The organism is Microbacterium sp. CIAB417 (assembly GCF_022788845.1).
In genome coordinates this window covers 100,449-120,469 of record NZ_JAHZUT010000003.1, presented here as the reverse complement: position 1 = coordinate 120,469, position 20,021 = coordinate 100,449, and the positions used below count along the sequence as shown (strand labels likewise).

The 20,021-nt window shown below is 70.1% G+C and carries 15 protein-coding genes; 8 read left to right on the top strand and 7 right to left on the bottom strand.

The window, feature by feature from the left end:
- The first annotated feature begins 9 nt into the window (after positions 1 to 9).
- The gene (locus tag KYX17_RS12820) at positions 10 to 2,679 is read left to right on the top strand and encodes a phosphoenolpyruvate carboxylase (protein WP_243227389.1); all 2,670 of its coding nucleotides are present in this window, start codon (positions 10 to 12) and stop codon (positions 2,677 to 2,679) included.
- Positions 2,680 to 2,808: 129 nt separating this feature from the next.
- On the opposite strand, the gene KYX17_RS12815 is transcribed toward KYX17_RS12820, so the two are convergent.
- Positions 2,809 to 3,408 (bottom strand): gamma carbonic anhydrase family protein, encoded by a 600-nt coding sequence (locus tag KYX17_RS12815; protein WP_243227388.1) that lies wholly within the window; start codon positions 3,406 to 3,408, stop codon positions 2,809 to 2,811.
- 117 nt (positions 3,409 to 3,525) lie between these two features.
- On the opposite strand from KYX17_RS12815, the gene gdhA reads away from it, so the two are divergent.
- Positions 3,526 to 4,884 (top strand): NADP-specific glutamate dehydrogenase, encoded by a 1,359-nt coding sequence (gdhA, locus tag KYX17_RS12810; RefSeq protein WP_243227387.1) that lies wholly within the window; start codon positions 3,526 to 3,528, stop codon positions 4,882 to 4,884.
- 2 nt (positions 4,885 to 4,886) lie between these two features.
- Here gdhA and KYX17_RS12805 read toward each other — a convergent pair whose 3' ends face one another.
- The 4 genes from KYX17_RS12805 to KYX17_RS12790 all read right to left on the bottom strand — a co-directional run bounded on the left by KYX17_RS12805 (position 4,887) and on the right by KYX17_RS12790 (position 10,916).
- Complete coding sequence (locus KYX17_RS12805) at positions 4,887 to 5,255, bottom strand: SdpI family protein (protein ID WP_243227386.1); 369 nt, start codon at positions 5,253 to 5,255, stop codon at positions 4,887 to 4,889.
- 8 nt (positions 5,256 to 5,263) lie between these two features.
- Entirely contained in the window at positions 5,264 to 8,848 is a 3,585-nt protein-coding gene (mfd, locus tag KYX17_RS12800) for a transcription-repair coupling factor (RefSeq protein ID WP_243227385.1), read from the bottom strand.
- 727 nt (positions 8,849 to 9,575) lie between these two features.
- Positions 9,576 to 10,160 carry an aminoacyl-tRNA hydrolase gene (pth, locus tag KYX17_RS12795; protein ID WP_243227384.1) on the bottom strand — a complete coding sequence of 195 codons (585 nt, stop codon included), beginning with the start codon at positions 10,158 to 10,160 and terminating at the stop codon, positions 9,576 to 9,578.
- 129 nt (positions 10,161 to 10,289) lie between these two features.
- Positions 10,290 to 10,916, bottom strand: a complete 627-nt coding sequence (locus KYX17_RS12790; protein ID WP_243227383.1) for a 50S ribosomal protein L25/general stress protein Ctc — start codon at positions 10,914 to 10,916, stop codon at positions 10,290 to 10,292.
- 215 nt (positions 10,917 to 11,131) lie between these two features.
- Here KYX17_RS12790 and KYX17_RS32045 point away from each other — a divergent pair, with 215 nt between their 5' ends.
- The 3 genes from KYX17_RS32045 to KYX17_RS12780 all read left to right on the top strand — a co-directional run bounded on the left by KYX17_RS32045 (position 11,132) and on the right by KYX17_RS12780 (position 13,237).
- On the top strand, positions 11,132 to 11,254 hold the full coding sequence (locus KYX17_RS32045; RefSeq protein ID WP_267955137.1) for a hypothetical protein: 123 nt from the start codon (positions 11,132 to 11,134) through the stop codon (positions 11,252 to 11,254).
- Between the two features lie 95 nt (positions 11,255 to 11,349).
- Positions 11,350 to 12,798: an NADP-dependent phosphogluconate dehydrogenase gene (gndA, locus tag KYX17_RS12785; RefSeq protein ID WP_308220882.1), complete on the top strand. Its 1,449-nt coding sequence runs from the start codon at positions 11,350 to 11,352 to the stop codon at positions 12,796 to 12,798.
- Positions 12,799 to 12,805: 7 nt separating this feature from the next.
- Positions 12,806 to 13,237: a VanZ family protein gene (locus KYX17_RS12780; RefSeq protein ID WP_243227382.1), complete on the top strand. Its 432-nt coding sequence runs from the start codon at positions 12,806 to 12,808 to the stop codon at positions 13,235 to 13,237.
- Positions 13,238 to 13,258: 21 nt separating this feature from the next.
- On the opposite strand, the gene KYX17_RS12775 is transcribed toward KYX17_RS12780, so the two are convergent.
- Together KYX17_RS12775 and KYX17_RS12770 are read right to left on the bottom strand one after the other, a co-directional pair.
- The gene (locus tag KYX17_RS12775; protein WP_243228177.1) at positions 13,259 to 13,981 is read right to left on the bottom strand and encodes an ABC transporter ATP-binding protein; all 723 of its coding nucleotides are present in this window, start codon (positions 13,979 to 13,981) and stop codon (positions 13,259 to 13,261) included.
- Positions 13,982 to 14,009: 28 nt separating this feature from the next.
- On the bottom strand, positions 14,010 to 15,473 hold the full coding sequence (locus tag KYX17_RS12770) for an ABC transporter permease (RefSeq protein WP_243227381.1): 1,464 nt from the start codon (positions 15,471 to 15,473) through the stop codon (positions 14,010 to 14,012).
- A 192-nt stretch (positions 15,474 to 15,665) separates the two neighbouring features.
- Here KYX17_RS12770 and KYX17_RS12765 point away from each other — a divergent pair, with 192 nt between their 5' ends.
- Genes KYX17_RS12765 through pgi form a run of 3 tightly spaced genes read left to right on the top strand, consistent with a single transcriptional unit; the run spans position 15,666 to position 19,546 of the window.
- The gene (locus KYX17_RS12765; protein WP_137417520.1) at positions 15,666 to 16,400 is read left to right on the top strand and encodes a response regulator transcription factor; all 735 of its coding nucleotides are present in this window, start codon (positions 15,666 to 15,668) and stop codon (positions 16,398 to 16,400) included.
- 53 nt (positions 16,401 to 16,453) lie between these two features.
- On the top strand, positions 16,454 to 17,854 hold the full coding sequence (locus KYX17_RS12760) for a cell wall metabolism sensor histidine kinase WalK (protein WP_243227380.1): 1,401 nt from the start codon (positions 16,454 to 16,456) through the stop codon (positions 17,852 to 17,854).
- A gap of 9 nt (positions 17,855 to 17,863) precedes the next feature.
- Positions 17,864 to 19,546, top strand: a complete 1,683-nt coding sequence (gene pgi / locus KYX17_RS12755; protein ID WP_243227379.1) for a glucose-6-phosphate isomerase — start codon at positions 17,864 to 17,866, stop codon at positions 19,544 to 19,546.
- Positions 19,547 to 20,021 lie beyond the last annotated feature (475 nt).

The following is a 20,021-nucleotide window of genomic DNA, read 5'->3' as shown; positions in this document are numbered from 1 at the left end:
GTTGTTCCCATGCTCGAACCCACCCCCACCGAGGCCATTCGCGTCGTCGGACGCCACGAGGCGGGGCAGGAGATCCCGGATCAGATGCGCGCGGACGTGCGCGTACTGGGCTCACTGCTCGGACAGGTGCTGCAGGAGAGCGGCTCGACGGGTCTGTACGAAGACGTCGAACGCCTCCGCGTCGCGACCATCCAGGCCTACACCGACCCGAGCGACGAAGCCTTCGAGCGCGCCGCCGAGATCGCCGACTCGTTCACGATCGAGCGTGCCGACGAGGTCGCCCGCGCCTTCACCGTCTACTTCCACCTCGTGAACCTCGCCGAGGAGCACCAGCGCGTGCGGGTGCTGCGCGAGCGCGACGGCCAGCCCGAACCCGAGGGTCGCACCGACTCGATCCGCTCGGCCCTGCGCCAGCTCGCGTCCGAGGTCGGCGACGACGTGGCGCTCGAGCGCCTGCAGTCGCTGCGGTTCCACCCGGTGTTCACCGCCCACCCGACCGAGGCGCGCCGCCGTGCGATCTCGACCGGCATCCGCCGTCTGTCCGAGCTGCTCGACGAGTACGACTCCCTCACCGAGGGCGGCGTCGACCAGCGTCGCGCACGCCGGCGGATGCTGGAGGAGATCGACACGCTCTGGCGCACGGCCCCGCTGCGCGCCGAGAAGCCGTCGCCCACCGACGAGGTGCGCGCCATCATGGCCGTCTTCGACGACACCCTCTTCACGAGCGTTCCGCGCGTCTACCGCCGCGTCGACGACGCACTCGGCGAGGGCGCCGGCAGCCGCGCGCCGCTCGTGCGCCCCTTCGTGCGGGTGGGCACCTGGGTCGGCGGCGACCGCGACGGCAACCCGTTCGTCACCGCGAAGGTCACGCGCAAGGCCGCCGGCATCGCGAGCGAGCATGTGCTGCTCGGGCTCGAGCGCGCCGCGCTGCGGATCGGCCGCTCGCTGACCCTCGACGCCGCATCCACCCCTCCGAGCGATGCACTGATCGCCCTCTGGAATCGCCTCCGCAGCGCCGACGAGGAGGCCGCGGCCGAGATCGCCAAGCGCTCCCCGAACGAGCCGCACCGCCGCATCCTGCTGATGGTCGCGCGCCGGATCGCCGCGACCCGCACCCGCAACGCCGACCTCGCGTACCGCGACCCCGAGCACCTGCTCGCGGACCTGCGCACCGTGCAGCAGTCGCTCGCGGATGCGGGGGCCGCACGCCAGGCCTACGGCGCGCTGCAGCATCTGGTCTGGCAGGTCGAGACCTACGGCTTCCACCTCGCCGAGCTCGAGGTGCGTCAGCACTCCGCCGTGCACAAGAAGGTGCTCGCGGAGCTGGAGGCCGGCGGCGAGCGCAGCGAGCTGACCGAGGAAGTGCTCGAGGTGTTCCGCGCGATCGCCTACATCCAGGAGCGCTTCGGGCCGCGCGCGGCCGGCCGCTACATCGTCTCGTTCACGCAGTCCGCCGAAGACCTCGCCAACGTGCACCGCCTCGCGCGGTACGCCGTGGGCGCGGACGGCACGGCGCCCGTGCTCGACGTGATCCCCCTGTTCGAGACGTTCGCCGACCTGCAGGCGGCTCCCGGCATCCTGGCCGAGATCGCCGAGCACCCGGAGTTCGCCGCGCGTCTGGAGGCCACGGGCCGGCGCCTGGAGGTCATGCTCGGCTACTCCGACTCCTCGAAGGACGTCGGACCGGTCGCCGCGAACCTCGCCCTCTACGAAGCGCAGGCGGAGATCGCCGCATGGGCGCAGGCCAACAACATCGAGCTGACCCTCTTCCACGGCCGCGGCGGCGCCCTCGGCCGCGGCGGCGGGCCCGCCAACAGCGCGATCCTCGCGCAGCCGCCGCACTCGGTCGACGGCCGCTTCAAGCTCACCGAGCAGGGCGAGGTCATCTTCGCCCGCTACGGCGACCCGCAGATCGCGATGCGCCACATCGATCAGGTGGCCGCCGCCATCCTCATGGCATCGGCTCCGTCGAACGAGGCGCGCAACCGCCGCGGCGCCGAGATGTTCGCCGAGGTCGCCCAGGTGCTCGAGGACTCCTCGCGCGAGCGGTTCTACTCGCTCGTGAAGGCTCCCGGCTTCGCGCCGTGGTTCGCCACCGTCACCCCCATGGAGGAGGTGGGACTCCTCGCCCTCGGCTCGCGTCCCGCCCGCCGCGGCCTGTCTGTCGAGTCGCTCGAAGACCTCCGCGCCATCCCGTGGGTGTTCGCGTGGTCGCAGGCGCGGATCAACCTCGCCGGCTGGTTCGGGCTCGGCACCGCGCTCGACACCGTCGGCGACGAGCAGCTGCTGCGCACCGCCTACGCGGAGTGGCCGCTGTTCCGCGCGATGATCGACAACGTCGCCATGAGCCTCGCGAAGGCCGACGACCGCATCGCCCGCGAGTACCTCAGCCTCGGCGACCGCGACGACCTCGCGCAGCTCGTCATGGAGGAGATGTCGCTCACGCGCGATTGGGTCGTACGCATCGTGGGCGGCGACGCCCCGCTCGCCAACAAGGCCGTGCTGCAGCGCGCCGTGAAGCTGCGCAGCCCCTACGTCGACGCCCTGTCGCTCCTGCAGCTGCGGGCGCTCCGGGCCCTCCGCGACGCCCCGGCCGACGCCCCCGCCGACACCGCCAACCAGCGTCTGCTGCTGCTGTCGGTCTCGGGCGTCGCGGCCGGCCTGCAGAACACCGGCTGACCCGCATCCGGCTCCGCTCGGCGCCACCCCTGTGCAGGAGATGTCCCGCCGTCAGGACGATCCACCCGGAATCCGTCCTGACGGCGGGATTCTTCCTGTTGAGGGGACGCGCCCGGATGCAGCCGCGCCTCAGTCGAGGAGGCGGTCGTCGTCGTGGCGCGCGAGGCTGCGGCCGTAGCGCTCCGTGAGCTGCACCATGAGGTCGGGGGTGTCGCGGTCGAGACCGAACACGTAGCCCGGGAAGTCCAGCTCCTGCTGGCTCGCCCAGATCTCGTCGTGCTTGTCGGGCGAGACGACGATTGCGGGATCCCCCACGGCGACCCAGCCGATCGGCACAACCGAGCCCTCGCTGAGATGAGTACGCAGGTGCACCGTCGCGCCGATGCGCACCTCGCTGCGACGGTCGATGCGCGCGCCGTTGAACACCCGCGCGCCCGTCGCGATGAAGACCTCCTCCGCGATCGTCGCCCCGGCGATGCTCGCGGTGGGACCGATCAGCGTGTGGTCGCCGATGTGCACCGGGTTCGCGGCCGTCGCACGCACGAGCGCGTTCTCCATGACGATGACGTGCTCGCCGAGGGTCAGCGGGCCGCCCTCCGAGGTGAGGATCGCGCCGTGCAGGATGCGGCATCCCGCCCCGACGGTGACATCGCCGCTCAGCACGGCCGTGGGTGCGACGCTCGCCGACGGATGGACCGACGGCGCCGCGCCGAGGTGCTCGTAGCGCATGCCGTCACCCTAGGGCAGGGCGCGTCAGAGCGACAGGTGCGACGCCGCTAGGGTGGGAGCGTCCGCATCCATCTGGGACATCGCGCCGCGCGCGATACCCGGCCAGAGAGAACCACGTTGACCGAGACCTTCGCCGCGCTGCCCGAAGCCGTGCGCTCCACCTTCGCTACCGTCCTCGCCCGCAACCCCCACGAGCCCGAGTTCCAGCAGGCCGTGCACGAGGTGCTCGACTCGGTGGCCCCCGTCATCGAACGCCACCCCGCGTTCGCCGAGCTCGGCATCCTCGAGCGCATCGTCGAACCCGAGCGGCAGATCATGTTCCGCGTGCCGTGGGTCGACGACGCCGGCACCGTTCGGGTGAACCGCGGCTTCCGCATCCAGTTCTCCTCCGTGCTCGGCCCGTACAAGGGCGGGCTGCGCTTCCACCCGACCGTGAACGCGTCGATCGTGAAGTTCCTCGGGTTCGAGCAGATCTTCAAGAACGCCCTCACGGGGCAGGGCATCGGCGGAGCCAAGGGCGGCAGCGACTTCGACCCGCACGGACGCTCGGATGCCGAGATCATGCGCTTCTGCCAGTCGTTCATGAACGAGCTCTACCGGCACCTCGGCGAGCACACCGACGTGCCCGCCGGCGACATCGGCGTGGGCGCCCGCGAGATCGGCTACCTCTTCGGCCAGTACCGCCGCATCACCAACCGCCACGAGTCGGGCATGTTCACCGGCAAGGGCGTGCAGTGGGGCGGCGCCGAGGTGCGCACCGAGGCCACCGGCTACGGCGCCGTGTTCTTCGCCGAGGCGATGCTCGGCGTCGCGGGCGAGAGCCTCGAGGGGCGCCGCGTGAGCGTGTCGGGATCGGGCAATGTCGCCGTGTACGCCATCGCGAAGGCGCAGCAGCTCGGCGCGGTACCGGTGACCGCATCCGACTCCAGCGGCTACGTCGTCGACGACGCCGGCATCGACCTGGGCCTGCTGCGACAGGTGAAGGAGACCGAGCGCGCGCGTATCGCCGAGTACGCCGCCCGCCGACCGAGCGCCCGCTTCGTACCGGACGCCCGACCGTGGGAGGTGCCCGTCGACGTCGCGTTCCCCTGCGCCACGCAGAACGAACTCGACGAGACGGATGCCGGCACCCTCATCGCGAACGGCGTGCGTGCCGTGGTCGAGGGGGCGAACATGCCCTCCACCCCCGGTGCCATCGCCGCGTTCCGCGGCGCCGGTGTGCTCTTCGCGCCCGGAAAGGCGGCCAACGCGGGCGGCGTCGCCACCTCGGCACTGGAGATGAGCCAGAACGCTTCCCGCCAGCGCTGGACCTTCGCGGACAGCGAGGCGAAGCTGCGCCAGATCATGCGCGACGTGCACGACGCCGCGTTCGACGCCGCGGAGCGCTACGGGCGCCCCGGCGACTACGTCGTCGGCGCCAACAGCGCCGGCTTCGAGCGCGTCGCCCACGCCATGGCGGCGCAGGGCGTCATCTGACGTCAGGCGTCGGGTGCCCGCGTGGCCGCTGCCGCACGGCTGCCGACGGCCGCGCCATAGACCACGAAGCCCAGCATCGCGGCGCATCCGGCCAGCACGATCGCCGCGAGTCCGGCGGACGGCACCGGCAGCAGCGCGCCCAGGCCCGCGACGACCCCCGCGATCCCACCCCAGATCGTCGCCTGCTTCGCCCGGCTGTGGGCGGCGAGCCACGCCTCGTCGCTCGCCATGGTGACGGAGGTGCGGATACCCGCGATGGCGTTGCGCTTCAGACGACCGGATGCGGCGGCCAGCGCCATCCAGATCATGAGGCAGCCCGCCCCGACCATCACGACGGCGAGCAGGATGCGGATGAACAGGTCGTCGTCCATGAGGTACCTCAGGCCGCGGGTGCCGGCTCGGGGACGGGGAACAGCGCGTCGAGCAGCTGGCTCGTCCAGGCGATGAGCTCGGCATCCCCCAGCGGCTCGCCACCGGCGTTCGGCAGCGGCACGACGAGGGCCTCACCCGAGGCGACGAGCTTCGCCTTCGGGTACAGCCGCTGCATCCGCACGCGCAGCGAATCGGGCAGGTGCGCGGGCGCGACACGGAGGTTCGGCCCCATCGCGACCACGTCGGCGAGCGACGAACGCGCCGCACGACGACGGAGCCGGGCGACGGCCACGAGCCCCTCCACCTCGGCGGGCGGTTGCCCGTACCGGTCGGTGAGCTCCTCGATCACGAGGTCGATCGCGTCGTCCTTCGCGGTCGCGGATGCCGCCGCCGACAGCTTCTGGTACGCCTCCAGGCGCAGGCGCTCGCTGTCGATGTAGTCCTCGGGGATGCGGGCCTGCACGGGCAGCTCGAGCCGGAGCTCGGTCTGCCCCTCGGTCTCTTCGCCGCGGAAGGTGGCCACGGCCTCGCCGATCATGCGCAGGTACAGGTCGAACCCGACGCCCGCGATGTGCCCGGCCTGCTCGGCGCCGAGCAGGTTGCCCGCCCCGCGCAGCTCCAGGTCTTTCAGCGCCACCTGCATGCCCGAGCCGAGGTCGTTGTTGACCGAGATGGTCTCGAGTCGGTCGGCGGCGGTCTCGCTCAGCGGCTTGGTCTCGTCGTACAGGAAGTACGCGTAGGCGCGCTCGCGCCCACGCCCGACGCGGCCGCGCAGCTGGTGCAGCTGGCTGAGGCCGTACTTGTCGGCACGGTCGATGATGATCGTGTTCGCGTTGGAGATGTCGAGGCCGGTCTCGACGATCGTGGTCGAGACGAGCACGTCGGCCCGGCGCTCCCAGAAGTCGTCGACGACCTGCTCGAGCTGGTGCTCCCCCATCTGCCCATGGGCGACGGCGATGCGCGCCTCCGGAACGAGCTCGGCGAGATCCGCGGCGACCCGCTGGATCGACGAGACCCGGTTGTGCACGAAGAAGACCTGCCCTTCGCGCAGCAGCTCGCGCCGGATGGCCGCGGCGATCTGCTTGTCGTTGCGCGGCCCGACGTAGGAGAGGATCGGGTGCCGGTCCTCGGGCGGGGTGGCGAGCGTCGACATCTCCCGGATGCCGGTGACCGCCATCTCGAGCGTGCGCGGGATGGGCGTGGCGCTCATCGCGAGGATGTCGACGTTCGTCTTGAGCTTCTTCAGGGCGTCCTTGTGTTCGACGCCGAAACGCTGCTCCTCGTCGATGATCATCAGACCGAGGTCTTTGAAGACGACCTTCTCGGTGAGAATCCGGTGCGTGCCGATGACCATGTCGACGGTGCCGTCGGCGAGGCCGGCGACCACATCCTTCGCCTCTTTGTCGGTCTGGAAGCGCGAGAGCGCGCGCACCTTCACGGGGAAACCGGCGAAGCGCTCCGAGAACGTCTCGAGGTGCTGCTTGACGAGCAGGGTGGTCGGCACGAGCATCGCGACCTGCTTGCCGTCCTGGATCGCCTTGAAGGCCGCACGGACCGCGACCTCGGTCTTACCGAAGCCCACATCGCCCGACAGCAAGCGGTCCATCGGGATCGGCCGTTCCATGTCGGCCTTGATCTCGTCGATCGTCTGCAGCTGGTCGGGGGTCTCGGCGAACGGGAACGCCTCCTCCAGCTCGCGCTGCCAGGGCGTGTCCGGTCCGAAGGCGTGGCCCTTGGCCGCCATCCGCGCGGAGTAGAGCTTCACGAGCTCGACCGCGATGTCGCGCACGGCGCGGCGGGCCTTGCTCTTGGCGGCGGCCCAGTCGCTGCCGCCCATCTTCGACAGGGCGGGCGCCTCGCCGCCGACGTAGCGTGACAGCAGATCGAGCTGGTCGGTGGGCACGTACAGCTTGTCGCCCGGGTGACCGCGCTTGGAGGCGGCGTACTCGAGCACGAGGTACTCGCGCTTGCTCTTGACCGCGTTGCGGCCGCCGCTGGAGACCTCGCGCTGCACGAGCTCGACGAATTTGCCGATGCCGTGCGTGGAGTGCACGACGAAGTCGCCGGGCTTGAGCTGCAGCGGGTCGACGACGTTGCGTCGGCGCGAGGCGAGCTTCTTGACGGCGCGGGTGTCGCTGCCGATCGTGCGGCCGTAGAACTCCGACTCCGTCAGCACCGCGAGCCGCGCGTCCGCGACCTGGAAGCCGCGCTCGAGCGTGCTCACGACGATCGTCGCGAGGCCCGGCTCGGGCGGCTCGCTCAGCGAATCCACACGGCGGGCCGCGATCCCCCGCTCGGCGAGCACGTCGCGGGCACGGTCGGCGAGCCCTGCACCGGATGCGGTGACGACGACCGCCCACTGCTCGGTGAGCAGCTGGGCGACGTGATCGATCGCGCCTTCGACGCTGCCCGCGAAGGACGGCACGGATGCGGCCGCGATCCGCGTGACGCCGGCATCGTCCGAGAGGCCCTCGGCGGCCGCATCCGCTGCACCCGAGTCGAACGAGGAGAGCTCCCACCACACGTCGGTGCGCGCACGGGCGGCCTCGTGCAGTTCGGGCAGCGACAGGAAGTCCCCGGAGCCGAGATCGACCGGGGTGTCGGCGCCGGCGACCGCGGCGCTCCACGCCGCATCCAGGAACTCCTGGTTGGTCTCGGCGAGCGTCGTCGCGCGGGTCGCTGCGCGCACCGGGTCGACGACGGCGACGGCGCTCGCCCGCGGCAGGTAGTCGACGATCGTCACGAGGCCGTCGACGAGCGCCGGGATGAGCGATTCCATGCCCTCGACGGGGATGCCCTCGGCCATCTTCGTGAGCATGCCGGCGAGCGACGGGAACGCGTCGGCGAGGCCGAGCGCGCGATCGCGCACCTCGTCGGTGAGCAGCAGTTCACGGCTGGGCAGCAGGTCGATCCGGTCGATGTCGCCGGGCAGCGAGCGCTGGTCGGCGACGGAGAACGCGCGGATCTGGTCGACCTCGTCGCCGAAGAACTCCACACGATAGGGGTGGTCGGCGGCGGGCGGGAACACGTCGAGGATGCCGCCGCGCACCGCGAACTCGCCGCGGCGCGAGACCATGTCGACGCGGTGATACGCGAACTCGACGAGGCGCACGACGATGGCTGCGAGGTCGTGGCCGCGGCCGCCGACGCTCAGGCGGATCGTGCCCGCATCCCCGAGTCCGGGAACGATCGGCTGGATCGCGCCGCGCACGGACGCGGTGACCACCAGCGGCGCGGTGCCCTCCCACTCGGCGATGCGCTGCAAGACGGCGAGACGGCGGCCGACGGTCTCGGCGCTCGGGCTGAGGCGCTCGTGCGGCAGGGTCTCCCACGCCGGGAAGTGGCGCACCTCCGCACCGGGGAGCAGTGCCTCGAGCGCCGGGCCCAGCGCCTCGGCGCGGCGGCCGGTGGGGGCGACGGCGAGCAGCACGGCGGGCTTCCCCGCCTCGCGGCGCCGCTCGAGCAGGGCCGCCAGCAGCGGGGCGTCGAGGCCGTCGACGAGGGAGAAGTCCCCGTCGACGGAGGCCGCCTCGGCTGCGTCTCGGAACGTTTCTGAGCGCGCGAGGGCGCGGACGATCCCGGGAACTGTCACCACAGGAGTCTACGGCGCCCCACCGACACCCGCCCCGCGGCCGCTGACCGGGGGTGCCGCGCTCGCGCTCCGGGTACAGCGCACTGCACCCGCGAGGGGCCGATCGCTCCGGTGGGGCAGCCATCATCTTCGAGGGACCCGAAACGCGACCGATCCAGCCAAACCGCCGCAACACGCGTCCCCCGAACATGACGAACCGCGTCCACCCACCCGTTCAAGGGACCAGAAACGCGCCCGACCGCGCCCGGAGACCGCAACATGGGTCCCTCGAACATGGGATGCGGCATCCCATGTCACCGAGACTGCATTTCGATCACGAGATCACAGTGTTTACCCGTGATCTCGTGCGAAAGATGGGCCCACGCGCCCAGAGGCTCCGCGTCCGCGCAGCGGACGTGGAGAGGGCGTGGGGACAGTCTCGCGGGGGCAGTGCCGATCGCTCCGGCGGGGGGCAGCCATCATGTTCGAGGGACCCGAAACGCGACCGATCGGCCCCGGAGACCGCAACACGCGTCCCCCGAACACGGCGATGCCGCATCCCATGTCACCGAGACTGCATTTCGATCACGAGATCACGGTACTTACCCGTGATCTCGTGCGAAAGATGCAGTCTCGCGGGGCAGATGAGGGCATGGGGACAGTCTCGCGGGGCATGAGACCGACCCCCGGATGCGGTGCGCTCCGGATGCGGCGGAGTGCGGGTACCCGGCGGGCGGGGCTCGCGGGGTCAGGCGCGGGGGGCGTGCCAGCGCTGCTGGGCGGCGACGAGGCCCTCGTCGACGAGGAGCTCGACCGCATCCGACGCATCCGAGACGAGGATGGGGAGCGTCTTGCGCTCGGTCTGACCGAAGGCGTCGAGCACCCAGTCGGCCGGGTCCTGGCGACCGGGAGGGCGGCCGATGCCGACGCGCACCCGCGGGAACTCCGGCGTGCCGAGCGCCTTGGCGACGTCGCGGACGCCGTTGTGTCCGCCGTGGCCACCGCCCGTCTTGAGCTTGAGGGTGTCGAAGGGGATGTCGAGCTCGTCGTGCACGACGACGACGCGCTCGGCGGGGATGTCGAAGAACTTGGCGAGGTTCGCAACCGGCCCCCCGGAGACGTTCATGAACGTGTTGGGCTTCGCGAGCACGAGCTTCGGCCCCCCGGGGCGCAGCCACCCCTCGGCGATGCGCGCGCCCGCCTTGTGCACCTTGAAGCCCTCGTTGCGACGGTCGGCGAGCTCGTCGATCACCATCTGACCCACGTTGTGGCGCGTCGCCTCGTAGCGCGGTCCCGGGTTTCCGAGTCCCACGATCAGCCAGGTGTCGGCCATGTCATCCCTTCCGGAGGCGACGCGAGTGCGGTGTTGAGGCGGACGTAAAACAGGAGAAATCCCGAACGCAGGACGATTCTCGCGAATCGATCCTGTCGTCGGGATTTCTCCTGTGCGAGTGGGGCGGAATTACTCCGCGGCCTCCGAGGACTCCTCGGACTGCTCCGCAGCGACCTCGGCGTCGGCCTCGGCGATCTCGTCCTCGGCGGCGAGGGTCGCGGCGGGCACAGAGACGGCGACGACGAGCGTCTCCGGCTCGGTCACCAGCGTCGCGCCCTTGGGGAGCTTCAGGTCGGCGGCCGTGATGTGCGTGCCGTCCTCGAGGCCCTCGACGTCGACCTCGATGTTCTGCGGGATGTGGGTGGCCTCGACCTCGAGCGACACGGTCGCCGCGTCGAGGTTCGCGATGGTGCCGGCGAAGGGCTCGCCCACGACGACGACGGGGACATCGACGGCGACCTTCTCGCCCTTCTTCACGACCAGCAGGTCGATGTGCTCGATGATCTGGCGCACCGGGTCCTTCTGGACGTCCTTGACGAGGGCCAGGTGGTTCTTGCCGTCGGCCGACAGCTCGAGCACCGCGTTGGCGCGACGGATGAGCAGGGCGACCTGGTGACCCGGCAGGGCGAGGTGCACGGGCTCGGTGCCGTGGCCGTACAGAACGGCGGGGATCTGACCTGCGGCGCGCAGACGACGGGCGAAGCCCTTGCCGAACTGCGTGCGCACCTCAGCGGTGACCTTGTTGTCTTCCGACATGATGATTCTCCTTGCGGGCCCACGGGCCCCGGGTTTGGGGATGGGTTCGACTCGAACGCGAGCGCGTGAGGAAGCCGTAGGCCTGCACACCCTCGTCGATTACGGATGCGGATGCCGCATCCCTCGCCGAAGTTCGCGTCGAGTCTACCAGTGCCGCCCGGTAGCATGGAAAAGATGCGCCCGCCGGCGCGAGCCCCGATCGAAAGGACTCCCCCGTGGACGCTCAGCTCGCCTCCGACCTCCTGCTCGGCTTCATCGGCCTGCTCTCGCTCGGATCCCTCATCGGCGTGATCGGCGCCTTCTGGTCGATGGGACGTCAGAACTACCGCAAGTCCTGACCCCGCAGCGACGCACAGCGTCGCACGGAATCCTCGCGGCGCGTGGGAACACTACGATTGGCGTGTTCCCACCCTTCGTTCGAGGAGTATTTTTCGTGACCGAGGCATCAGCCAACATCGGAGTCGTCGGACTCGCCGTCATGGGGTCCAACCTGGCCCGCAACCTCGCCTCGCGCGAGGGCAACACGGTGGCCGTGTTCAACCGCAGCTATGACAAGACCGAGCACCTCGTCACGGAGCACCCCGAGGCGGGCTTCGTCCCCGCCTCGACGTACGCCGAGTTCGCCGCGTCGCTGCAGAAGCCGCGCACGGCGATCATCATGGTCAAGGCCGGCGGCCCCACGGATGCGGTCATCAACGACCTCGTGCAGGTGTTCGAGCCGGGCGACATCATCGTCGACGGCGGCAACGCCCTCTTCACCGACACGATCCGCCGCGAGAAGGCGGTGCGGGAGACCGGCATCAACTTCGTCGGCGCCGGCATCTCGGGCGGCGAAGAGGGTGCGCTGAACGGCCCCTCGATCATGCCGGGCGGTTCGGACGAGTCCTGGGTGACTCTCGGCCCCATCCTCAAGAGCATCGCGGCCGTCGCCGAGGGCGAGCCCTGCGTCACGCACGTCGGTCACGACGGCGCGGGTCACTTCGTGAAGATGATCCACAACGGCATCGAGTACGTCGACATGCAGCTCATCGGCGAGGCGTACGACCTCATCCGTCGCGGCACCGGCAAGACGCCCGCCGAGATCTCCGAGATCTTCGCCGAGTGGAACCGCGGCGAGCTGGAGTCGTACCTCATCGAGATCACCGCCGAGGTGCTCAAGCAGGTCGACGCCGCCACCGGCAAGCCGCTCGTCGACGTCATCGTCGACCAGGCCGGCGCCAAGGGAACGGGCGCCTGGACCGTGCAGACCGCGCTGGATCTCGGCATCCCCGTCTCCGGCATCGCCGAGGCCGTCTTCGCCCGCTCGCTCTCATCGAAGCCCGCGCAGCGCGCCGAGGCGACGTCGCTTCCGGGCCCCTCGTCGACGGGAACGGTCGCCGACACCGAGGCGTTCATCGAGGACGTGCGCCAGGCGCTGTACGCGTCGAAGATCATCGCCTACTCGCAGGGCTTCGACGCCATCGTCGCAGGCGCCGAGCAGTACGGCTGGGACATCAAGAAGGGCGACATCGCCAAGATCTGGCGCGGCGGCTGCATCATCCGCGCACAGTTCCTCAACCGCATCACCGAGGCGTACGCCGAGAACCCGTCGCTGCAGGCGCTCGTGCTCGCGCCCTACTTCCGCGACGCCGTCGCCACGGCTCAGGATGCGTGGCGTCGCGTCGTCATCGGCGCCGTCGAGACCGGTGTTCCCACTCCCGCGTTCTCGTCGTCGCTGGCCTACTACGACGGCCTGCGCGCCGACCGTCTGCCGGCCGCCCTCATCCAGGGCCAGCGCGACTTCTTCGGAGCGCACACCTACAAGCGCATCGACAAGGAGGGCACCTTCCACACGCTGTGGTCGGGCGACCGTTCCGAGGTCGAGGCCGTCGACACGCACTGACCCCGTCATGACGGACGCCGCCGTGTGCGGCCGCCGGAGGATGCTCCTCCTGGCGGTCGCCACGGCGGCGTATCTCGTGGTGCTGGCGCGCCTCACGCTCGTGCCCGATGACGCGGCCGGCACCGGCGGCATCCTGAGAGCGTGGGCCGAGGCCTTCGCCGCGGCGCCGCTGACCCGGTGGATCACGTTCGATCTGCTGGAGTTCACCGCGAACGTCGCGCTGTTCGTGCCCGCCGGTGTTCTGGGGGCCCTGTGGCTCGGGGGACGCTGGTGGCTGGCCGTCCCCATCGGCCTCGCGATCAGCGCCGCGATCGAGACGACGCAGCATCTGGCCATCGCGGGCCGCGTCGCCGACGTGCGCGACCTCGTCTCGAACACCGCCGGCACGGCGCTCGGCGCGCTGGCGATCGCGGCGATGCGCCGCATCCGTCGCCGCTGAACGACCGACGGACGCACGGGCTCAGCGCGTGATGTCGCGGACCGTTCCCTTCTCCAGACGGAGGCGCCGCGATGCGCGCCGCGCGACCGCCGAGTCGTGGGTCACGACGATGAGGGTGAGTCCCTCTCGGTTCAGGGCCTGCAGCACCTCGAGGATCTCGTCGCGCATGTGCTCGTCGAGGTTGCCGGTGGGCTCGTCTGCAAGCAGCACGCGAGGCTTCTTCGCGATGGCTCTGGCGATCGCCACGCGTTGCTGCTGCCCGCCCGACAGCTCGCCCGGACGGTGGTCGCCCCGCTCGGCGAGCCCGACGTGCTGGAGAGCGTCGGCGACCCGCTGCGCCCGCTCCTGCTTCGTGAGCTTCAGCGGCTCCAGGCCCATGTCGACGTTCTCTGCGGCGGTGAGCGTCGGGATGAGATTGAAGCCCTGGAACACGAATCCGATCTCGTGCGCCCGGAGCTCTCCGAGCTGAGCGTTGGTGGCACGGGCGATGTCGGTGTCACCGAGGAACACATGCCCCTCGGTCGGCCGGTCCAGCGCCCCCAGCAACTGCAGGAACGTCGACTTGCCGCCTCCGGTCGGGCCCTGGATGGTGACGAACTCCCCCTGCGTAATCTCGATGTCGACGCCCGTGAGCGCCTTCACGACCCGCCCCTTCTGCTGGTACGTCTTGGTCACGCCGCCGATGCGGTAGGCGGTGGTCGCGGCCGAAGCCGCTCCCGATGCCGTGGTGTCGGTGATGGTCATCTCAGTCATTCCTTGTCCTTGATTCGGGTCAAGCCACGGCGCGAAGCGCCTCGGCGGGGCTCAGGCGGGCGGCGCGCCATCCGCCGAAGGCTCCGGCGACGAGCCCGGCAGCAACGGCCAGTCCGACAGCGGCGAGGATGATGCCCACCGAGATCGGTGCGCTGAGCACGATGTCGGATGCGGTCTGCGCCGCCTGCTGGCCGAATCCACCGCCGCCGGGTCCTCCCGATCCACCGGGGCCCTGCATCTGCTCCGAGGTCGACGAGATCGTCGGCGACGCGATGTTGATGGCGAACACCGCGATCAGACCGATCACCAGGCCGGCGACGCCACCGATGAGTCCCTGCACGACCGACTCCCCCGCGACCTGTCCGATCACGCGGCCGTTGGACCAGCCGATCGCCTTCAGCGTGCCGAATTCGCGTGTACGCCGCGAGACACCCGAGATGGTGAAGAGGACGGCGAGCGCGACCGCGACGACGAGCACGAGGATCGACAGCCACGTGCCGAGGCTCGTGATCAGCGAGGACGCGCTGGAGAGCGACCCGGACACGGTGGAGGCTAGGTCGGACTGCGAGCTGACGGTGGCGTCGGGCAGTTCCGTCTGGATCGCGCTCTGCACGCTCGAGATCGCGTCGGCCGACGAGGCCTGCACGTACACCGTCGACACCACGTCGCCGACACCGGCGAGCGACTGGGCGACATCGAGCGGGATGTACACGTTCGCCGCCGTGTCGGCCTCACTCGATGCCGAGGCCACGATTCCGACGATCTCCATCTCGGTGCCCCCCACATCGATGGTGCCGCCCACAGAGAGCTCGTTTGTGGTGGCGTACGTGGCGTCCAGGACAGCGACGTTCTGTCCCGCGTCGTCGGCGTCGAGAAGGCGCCCGTCGGACACCGTCACCGCCGACAGCGGTCCCACCGAGGCGTCGTCGCTCGTGATACCGAGCACCGAGAACGAGTCGAGATCGAACGATCCGCCGCCGAAGCCGCCGCCACCGCCGCCGCCACCGGACGGAGGCTCACCCTGGGTGGCACCCGACGAGCCGTCGGTCTGCGTCGGCGCCTCGGGCAGCTCGCCCGAGAACGTCGTGTTCGTCAGCGCCAGTGCACCGGATGCGGCGGCGACGCCGTCGACTCCGGTGATGGTCTGCACGGTCGATGCGTCGAGAGTCCCGCGCATCATGTCCGTCATCAACCGCGACTGGCTGAGCGACGTGGTCCCGTCGTCGCCCGTGGAACCGCCGTCCTGGCCGAACTCGAACTGCGGCCCGCCGCCCTGACCGGGCTCCGCCTGGGCGCCCGTGACCGTGAGGTCGGTGCCGACGCCGTACACGGATTCCAGAGCCTGCGCCTGCGCGTCCCGCACGCCCGCGGCGAGGGAGTTGACGACGATGACCAGGGCGATCGCGATCGCCAATCCTGCGGCGACGATGATCGTCTGTTTCTTGCGACCGGCCAGCTCCCGGCGCAGGTACGTTCCGTACATGAGTCTCCTTCCGGCCACCGGTGCGGGCCGTCTCTAGGAAGTTAGGGACCGGGAAAATGCGACCCGCATGCGACCGTTATGTCTCCGCTATGCGACGATGTCTCTCGAGCAGACCGACGAGCACCGCCTCTCACAGCGGGCTCATAGCCGGCTCCATAGGAACGGCATAGATTCACCCTCACAATCGGAGGCATGACTTCGATGGCTCCCTCCCCCTCTCTGCACCGCGCAGACGGCACCGCTCCGCGCGTCCTGGTCGTCGATGACGAACAGATGCTCACCGATCTCCTCTCCATGGCCCTGCGGATGGAGGGATGGGACGTGCGCGCTGCGGCGAGCGGTTTCCAGGCCCTGCAGGCCGCGCGGGACTTCGCACCCGACGCCATGGTGTTGGACGTGATGATGCCCGACCTCGACGGAATGGCCGTGTTGCAGCGGCTGCGCCAGTCGGGCAACGACGTTCCCGTCCTCTTCCTGACGGCGAAGGATGCGGTCGCCGACCGCGTCGCCGGACTCACGGCGGGAGGCGATGACTACGTCACCAAGCCGTTCAGCCTGGAAGAGGTCGTGGCACGACTGCGCGGACTCATGCGTCGCGCCGGCACGGCGCAGGCGGGCGAGGCCGAGCCGATCCTGCGCGTCGGCGATCTGAGCCTCAACGAGGACAGCCACGAAGTCGAGCGAGCCGGCACGGAGATCGAACTCACGGCGACCGAGTTCGAGCTGCTGCGCTATCTGATGCGCAACCAGCGCCGAGTCGTGTCGAAGGCCCAGATCCTCGACCGGGTGTGGAACTACGACTTCGGAGGTCGATCCAGTGTCGTCGAGCTCTACATCTCTTACCTGCGCAAGAAGATCGATGCCGGCCGGGATCCCCTCATCCACACGGTTCGCGGCGTGGGCTACATGATCAAAGCCCCGCAGTGACGAAACTGCATCCTCGCCGCGCGCCACGACAGCTGACGCTCCAGGCACGGCTCATGGTCGCCGTGATCGGGATGGTGGCGGTCATCCTGGGCGCGGTCGGGCTGGCCACCGGAACGATCCTGAGCTCGATCATGCAGGACACGTTGAACACGCAGGTGCAGGCGCTCGGCCAGCTTCGCGTCTTCCCGAACGACACCGCGCAGGACATCCTCGATCGGGGTCGCCAGGAGTCGGGGGCCCTGCTGGTCTACCACGGGCCGAGCGGCGATCCCACGGGCGCCTACGTCGTCGACGAGTCCGTCTCCACGCTGACCACCGATCAGGTGTACCAGCTGATCAACTCGGTGAAGCACACCGGCCTCGACACCATCGTCATCGACGGCCTCGGTGAGTACCGCGTCTACACCACGGGCGCGGCGATCGTCGGCCTGCCCACGTCGGAGGTGACGGCGGTGATGGGCCAGATCCTCACGACGGTGGCACTCGTCACGGTGGGCGGTCTCCTGCTGCTGGGTGTCGTGCTCGCGATGGTCATCCGCCGGAGCCTGCGGCCGCTGCGGGAGGTCGCAGCGACAGCGCAACGCGTAGCCGCTCTGCCTCTCGCGGAGGGGTCCGTATCCATCACGGAGCGCGTCGCGGCATCCGAGGCGGACGACCGCACCGAGATCGGCCGCGTGGGCTCCGCCCTGAACACGCTTCTCGACCACGTCGACAGCTCGCTGGAGGCCCGGCAGCGCAACGAGGAGCGCATGCGTCGCTTCGTCGCCGACGCCAGCCACGAACTCCGCACACCACTCGCCTCCATCCGCGGATACTCCGAGCTCTCGCTGCGTGACAGATCCCTCACCACCGACACGGCGTCCGCGCTCGAGCGCATCCAGGCCCAGTCGCTGCGGATGACCACGCTCGTCGAAGACCTTCTCCTGCTCGCGCGGCTCGAGGAGGGCCAGGAGCTCGTCTACGGCGCGGTGGATCTCTCGCGGCTCGCCGTCGAGGCCCTGGGCGACGCACAGGCGGCCGGCCCCGACCACAACTGGCAGCTCGACCTCGACGAGGAGCCCGTCGTGGCGGCGGGCGACACCGGCCGACTCACGCAGGTACTCGCGAATCTGCTCGCGAACGCACGAACGCACACCCCCGCGGGCACCACCGTCACGCTCTCCGTCACCCGGGAGGGCTCAGAAGCTGTGCTGCGCGTGCACGACGACGGGCCGGGCATCGATCCGGCGGTACGAGACGAGCTGTTCGAGCGGTTCGCTCGCGGCGACCTCTCCCGCGCACGAAAGACCGGTGGAACCGGGCTGGGCCTCTCCATCGCCCGGGCGATCGTGGAGGCGCATGCGGGCTCGATCACCGTGGTCTCGCAACCGGGCGACACCACGTTCTCCGTCCGCGTGCCCGCCAAGCCCATTGATCCGGGATCGGTCGAAGCCGAGGCTGATCCGAGCCGCTAGCGTGGTGGGGTGACCACTCCGATCGATGCCACCACCACCTCCGCCTGGACGGATCTCGCCGCTCTCCGTGACGGGTTCTCCCCCGATCTGCGGGGCTGGTTCGCCGCGGACGCCGACCGCGCCGCACGCCTGAGCCTGCCACTGGCCGACCTGCACGTCGACCTGTCGAAGAACCTCGTCACCGACGAGATCCTCGCCCGGCTCGTGGAGCTCGCCCGCCAGACCGGCGTCGAGGAGCGCTTCGCCGAGATGCTGGCGGGCGTGCACATCAACACGAGCGAGGACCGCGCCGTGCTGCACACGGCCCTGCGGCGTCCCGCAGGCGCCGAACCCGCGCTCGTCGTGGACGGCCAGCAGGTCGACGAGGACGTGCAGTCGGTGCTCGAGCTCGTCTCCGCTTTCGCCGACCGGGTGCGCTCGGGCGAGTGGCAGGGTGTCACGGGCAAGAAGGTCACCCACGTCGTCAACATCGGCATCGGCGGGTCCGACCTCGGACCCGTCATGGTCTACGAGGCACTCAAGCCCTACGCGGACGCCGGCATCCAGGCGCGGTTCGTTTCCAACATCGACCCGACCGACCTCGCCCAGAAGACCGCGGACCTCGACCCCGAGACGACTCTGTTCATCGTCGCGTCCAAGACCTTCACGACCCTCGAGACGCTGACGAATGCGCGCCTCGCGCGAGACTGGCTGTGGGCGGGGCTCACCGCATCCGGCGCCATCGCCGACGACGACGACGCCCGGACGGATGCGGTCGCGCACCACTTCGTCGCGGTCTCGACGGCCCTCGACAAGGTGGCCGCGTTCGGCATCGACCCGACCAACGCGTTCGGATTCTGGGACTGGGTCGGCGGCCGCTACTCCGTCGACTCCGCGATCGGCCTGTCGCTGGCGATCGCTCTCGGCCCCGACGTGTTCCGCGAGCTGCTCGCCGGCTTCCACGCGGTCGACGAGCACGTGCGCACCACGCCGCTCGAGCGCAACGTGCCCGTGCTCATGGGTCTGTTGAACGTCTGGTACAACAACTTCCTCGGTGCGCAGTCGCACGCCGTCCTCCCCTACGCGCAGCAGCTCAGCCGCTTCCCCGCGTACCTGCAGCAGCTGACGATGGAATCCAACGGCAAGTCCGTGCGCTGGGACGGCTCTCCCGTCACCACCGACACCGGCGAGATCTTCTGGGGCGAGCCGGGCACGAACGGACAGCACGCGTTCTACCAGCTGATCCACCAGGGCACGCGACTGATTCCGGCCGACTTCATCGCGTTCGTGAACCCCGCCTATCCGCTCCGCGACGGCGACCGCGACGTGCACGGGCTGTTCCTGGCGAACTTCCTCGCCCAGACCAAGGCGCTCGCGTTCGGCAAGACCGCCGCGGAGGTCGAGGCCGAGGGCACCACCGGTGCGCTCGTCGCCGCACGCACGTTCGCGGGCAACCGTCCGACGACGTCGATCTTCGCGCCCGCGCTGACCCCGGCGGTGCTCGGCCAGCTCATCGCGCTGTACGAGCACATCACGTTCACGCAGGGCGCGATCTGGGGCATCAATTCGTTCGACCAGTGGGGCGTCGAGCTCGGCAAGCAGCTCGCCCTGCAGATCGCTCCCGCGATCGAGGGCGATGCAGACGCCACCGCGGCGCAGGATGCATCGACCCGCGCGCTGCTCGACTACTACCGCGCCCACCGCACGCTCTGACGCCCGCGGGGCCCGGCACCGCATCCGTGGCTCCGCCGCTCCGGCGCCGCATCCGACATCCGGGTGCGGCGCCGCGGCGTTGTGGGCGGGCGTGTGCTCCGTGTGACCCCCACTCCATCGCCCGAGTTGCGTCGCACTTGCGCAGATGCGCCACTTTTGCGCAGATGCGCCTGCGATCATCTGGCGCATCTGCGGAAAAATGTGGCGGTTCCGCATCCGTTCGTGCTGGTGGCGAGTGGCCGCGAAGGAAACGGATGCTGCTTGCGCGCCCGCATCCGCCACCCGCCGCCTGTTGCTGCCGCTAGCCGATTGTCGCTGGCCGCTACAGAAATGCGCACCTGCACCAGGCAATCACTGGCGCAGGTGCGCAGAACTGTGGCATTTGCGCAACTGCGACGCAACTCGGGCACCCGGATGCCGGAACCGACCCTTGCGCCGGACCTCCCCCGGCCCCTGCCCCATGACCCCAGGCCCC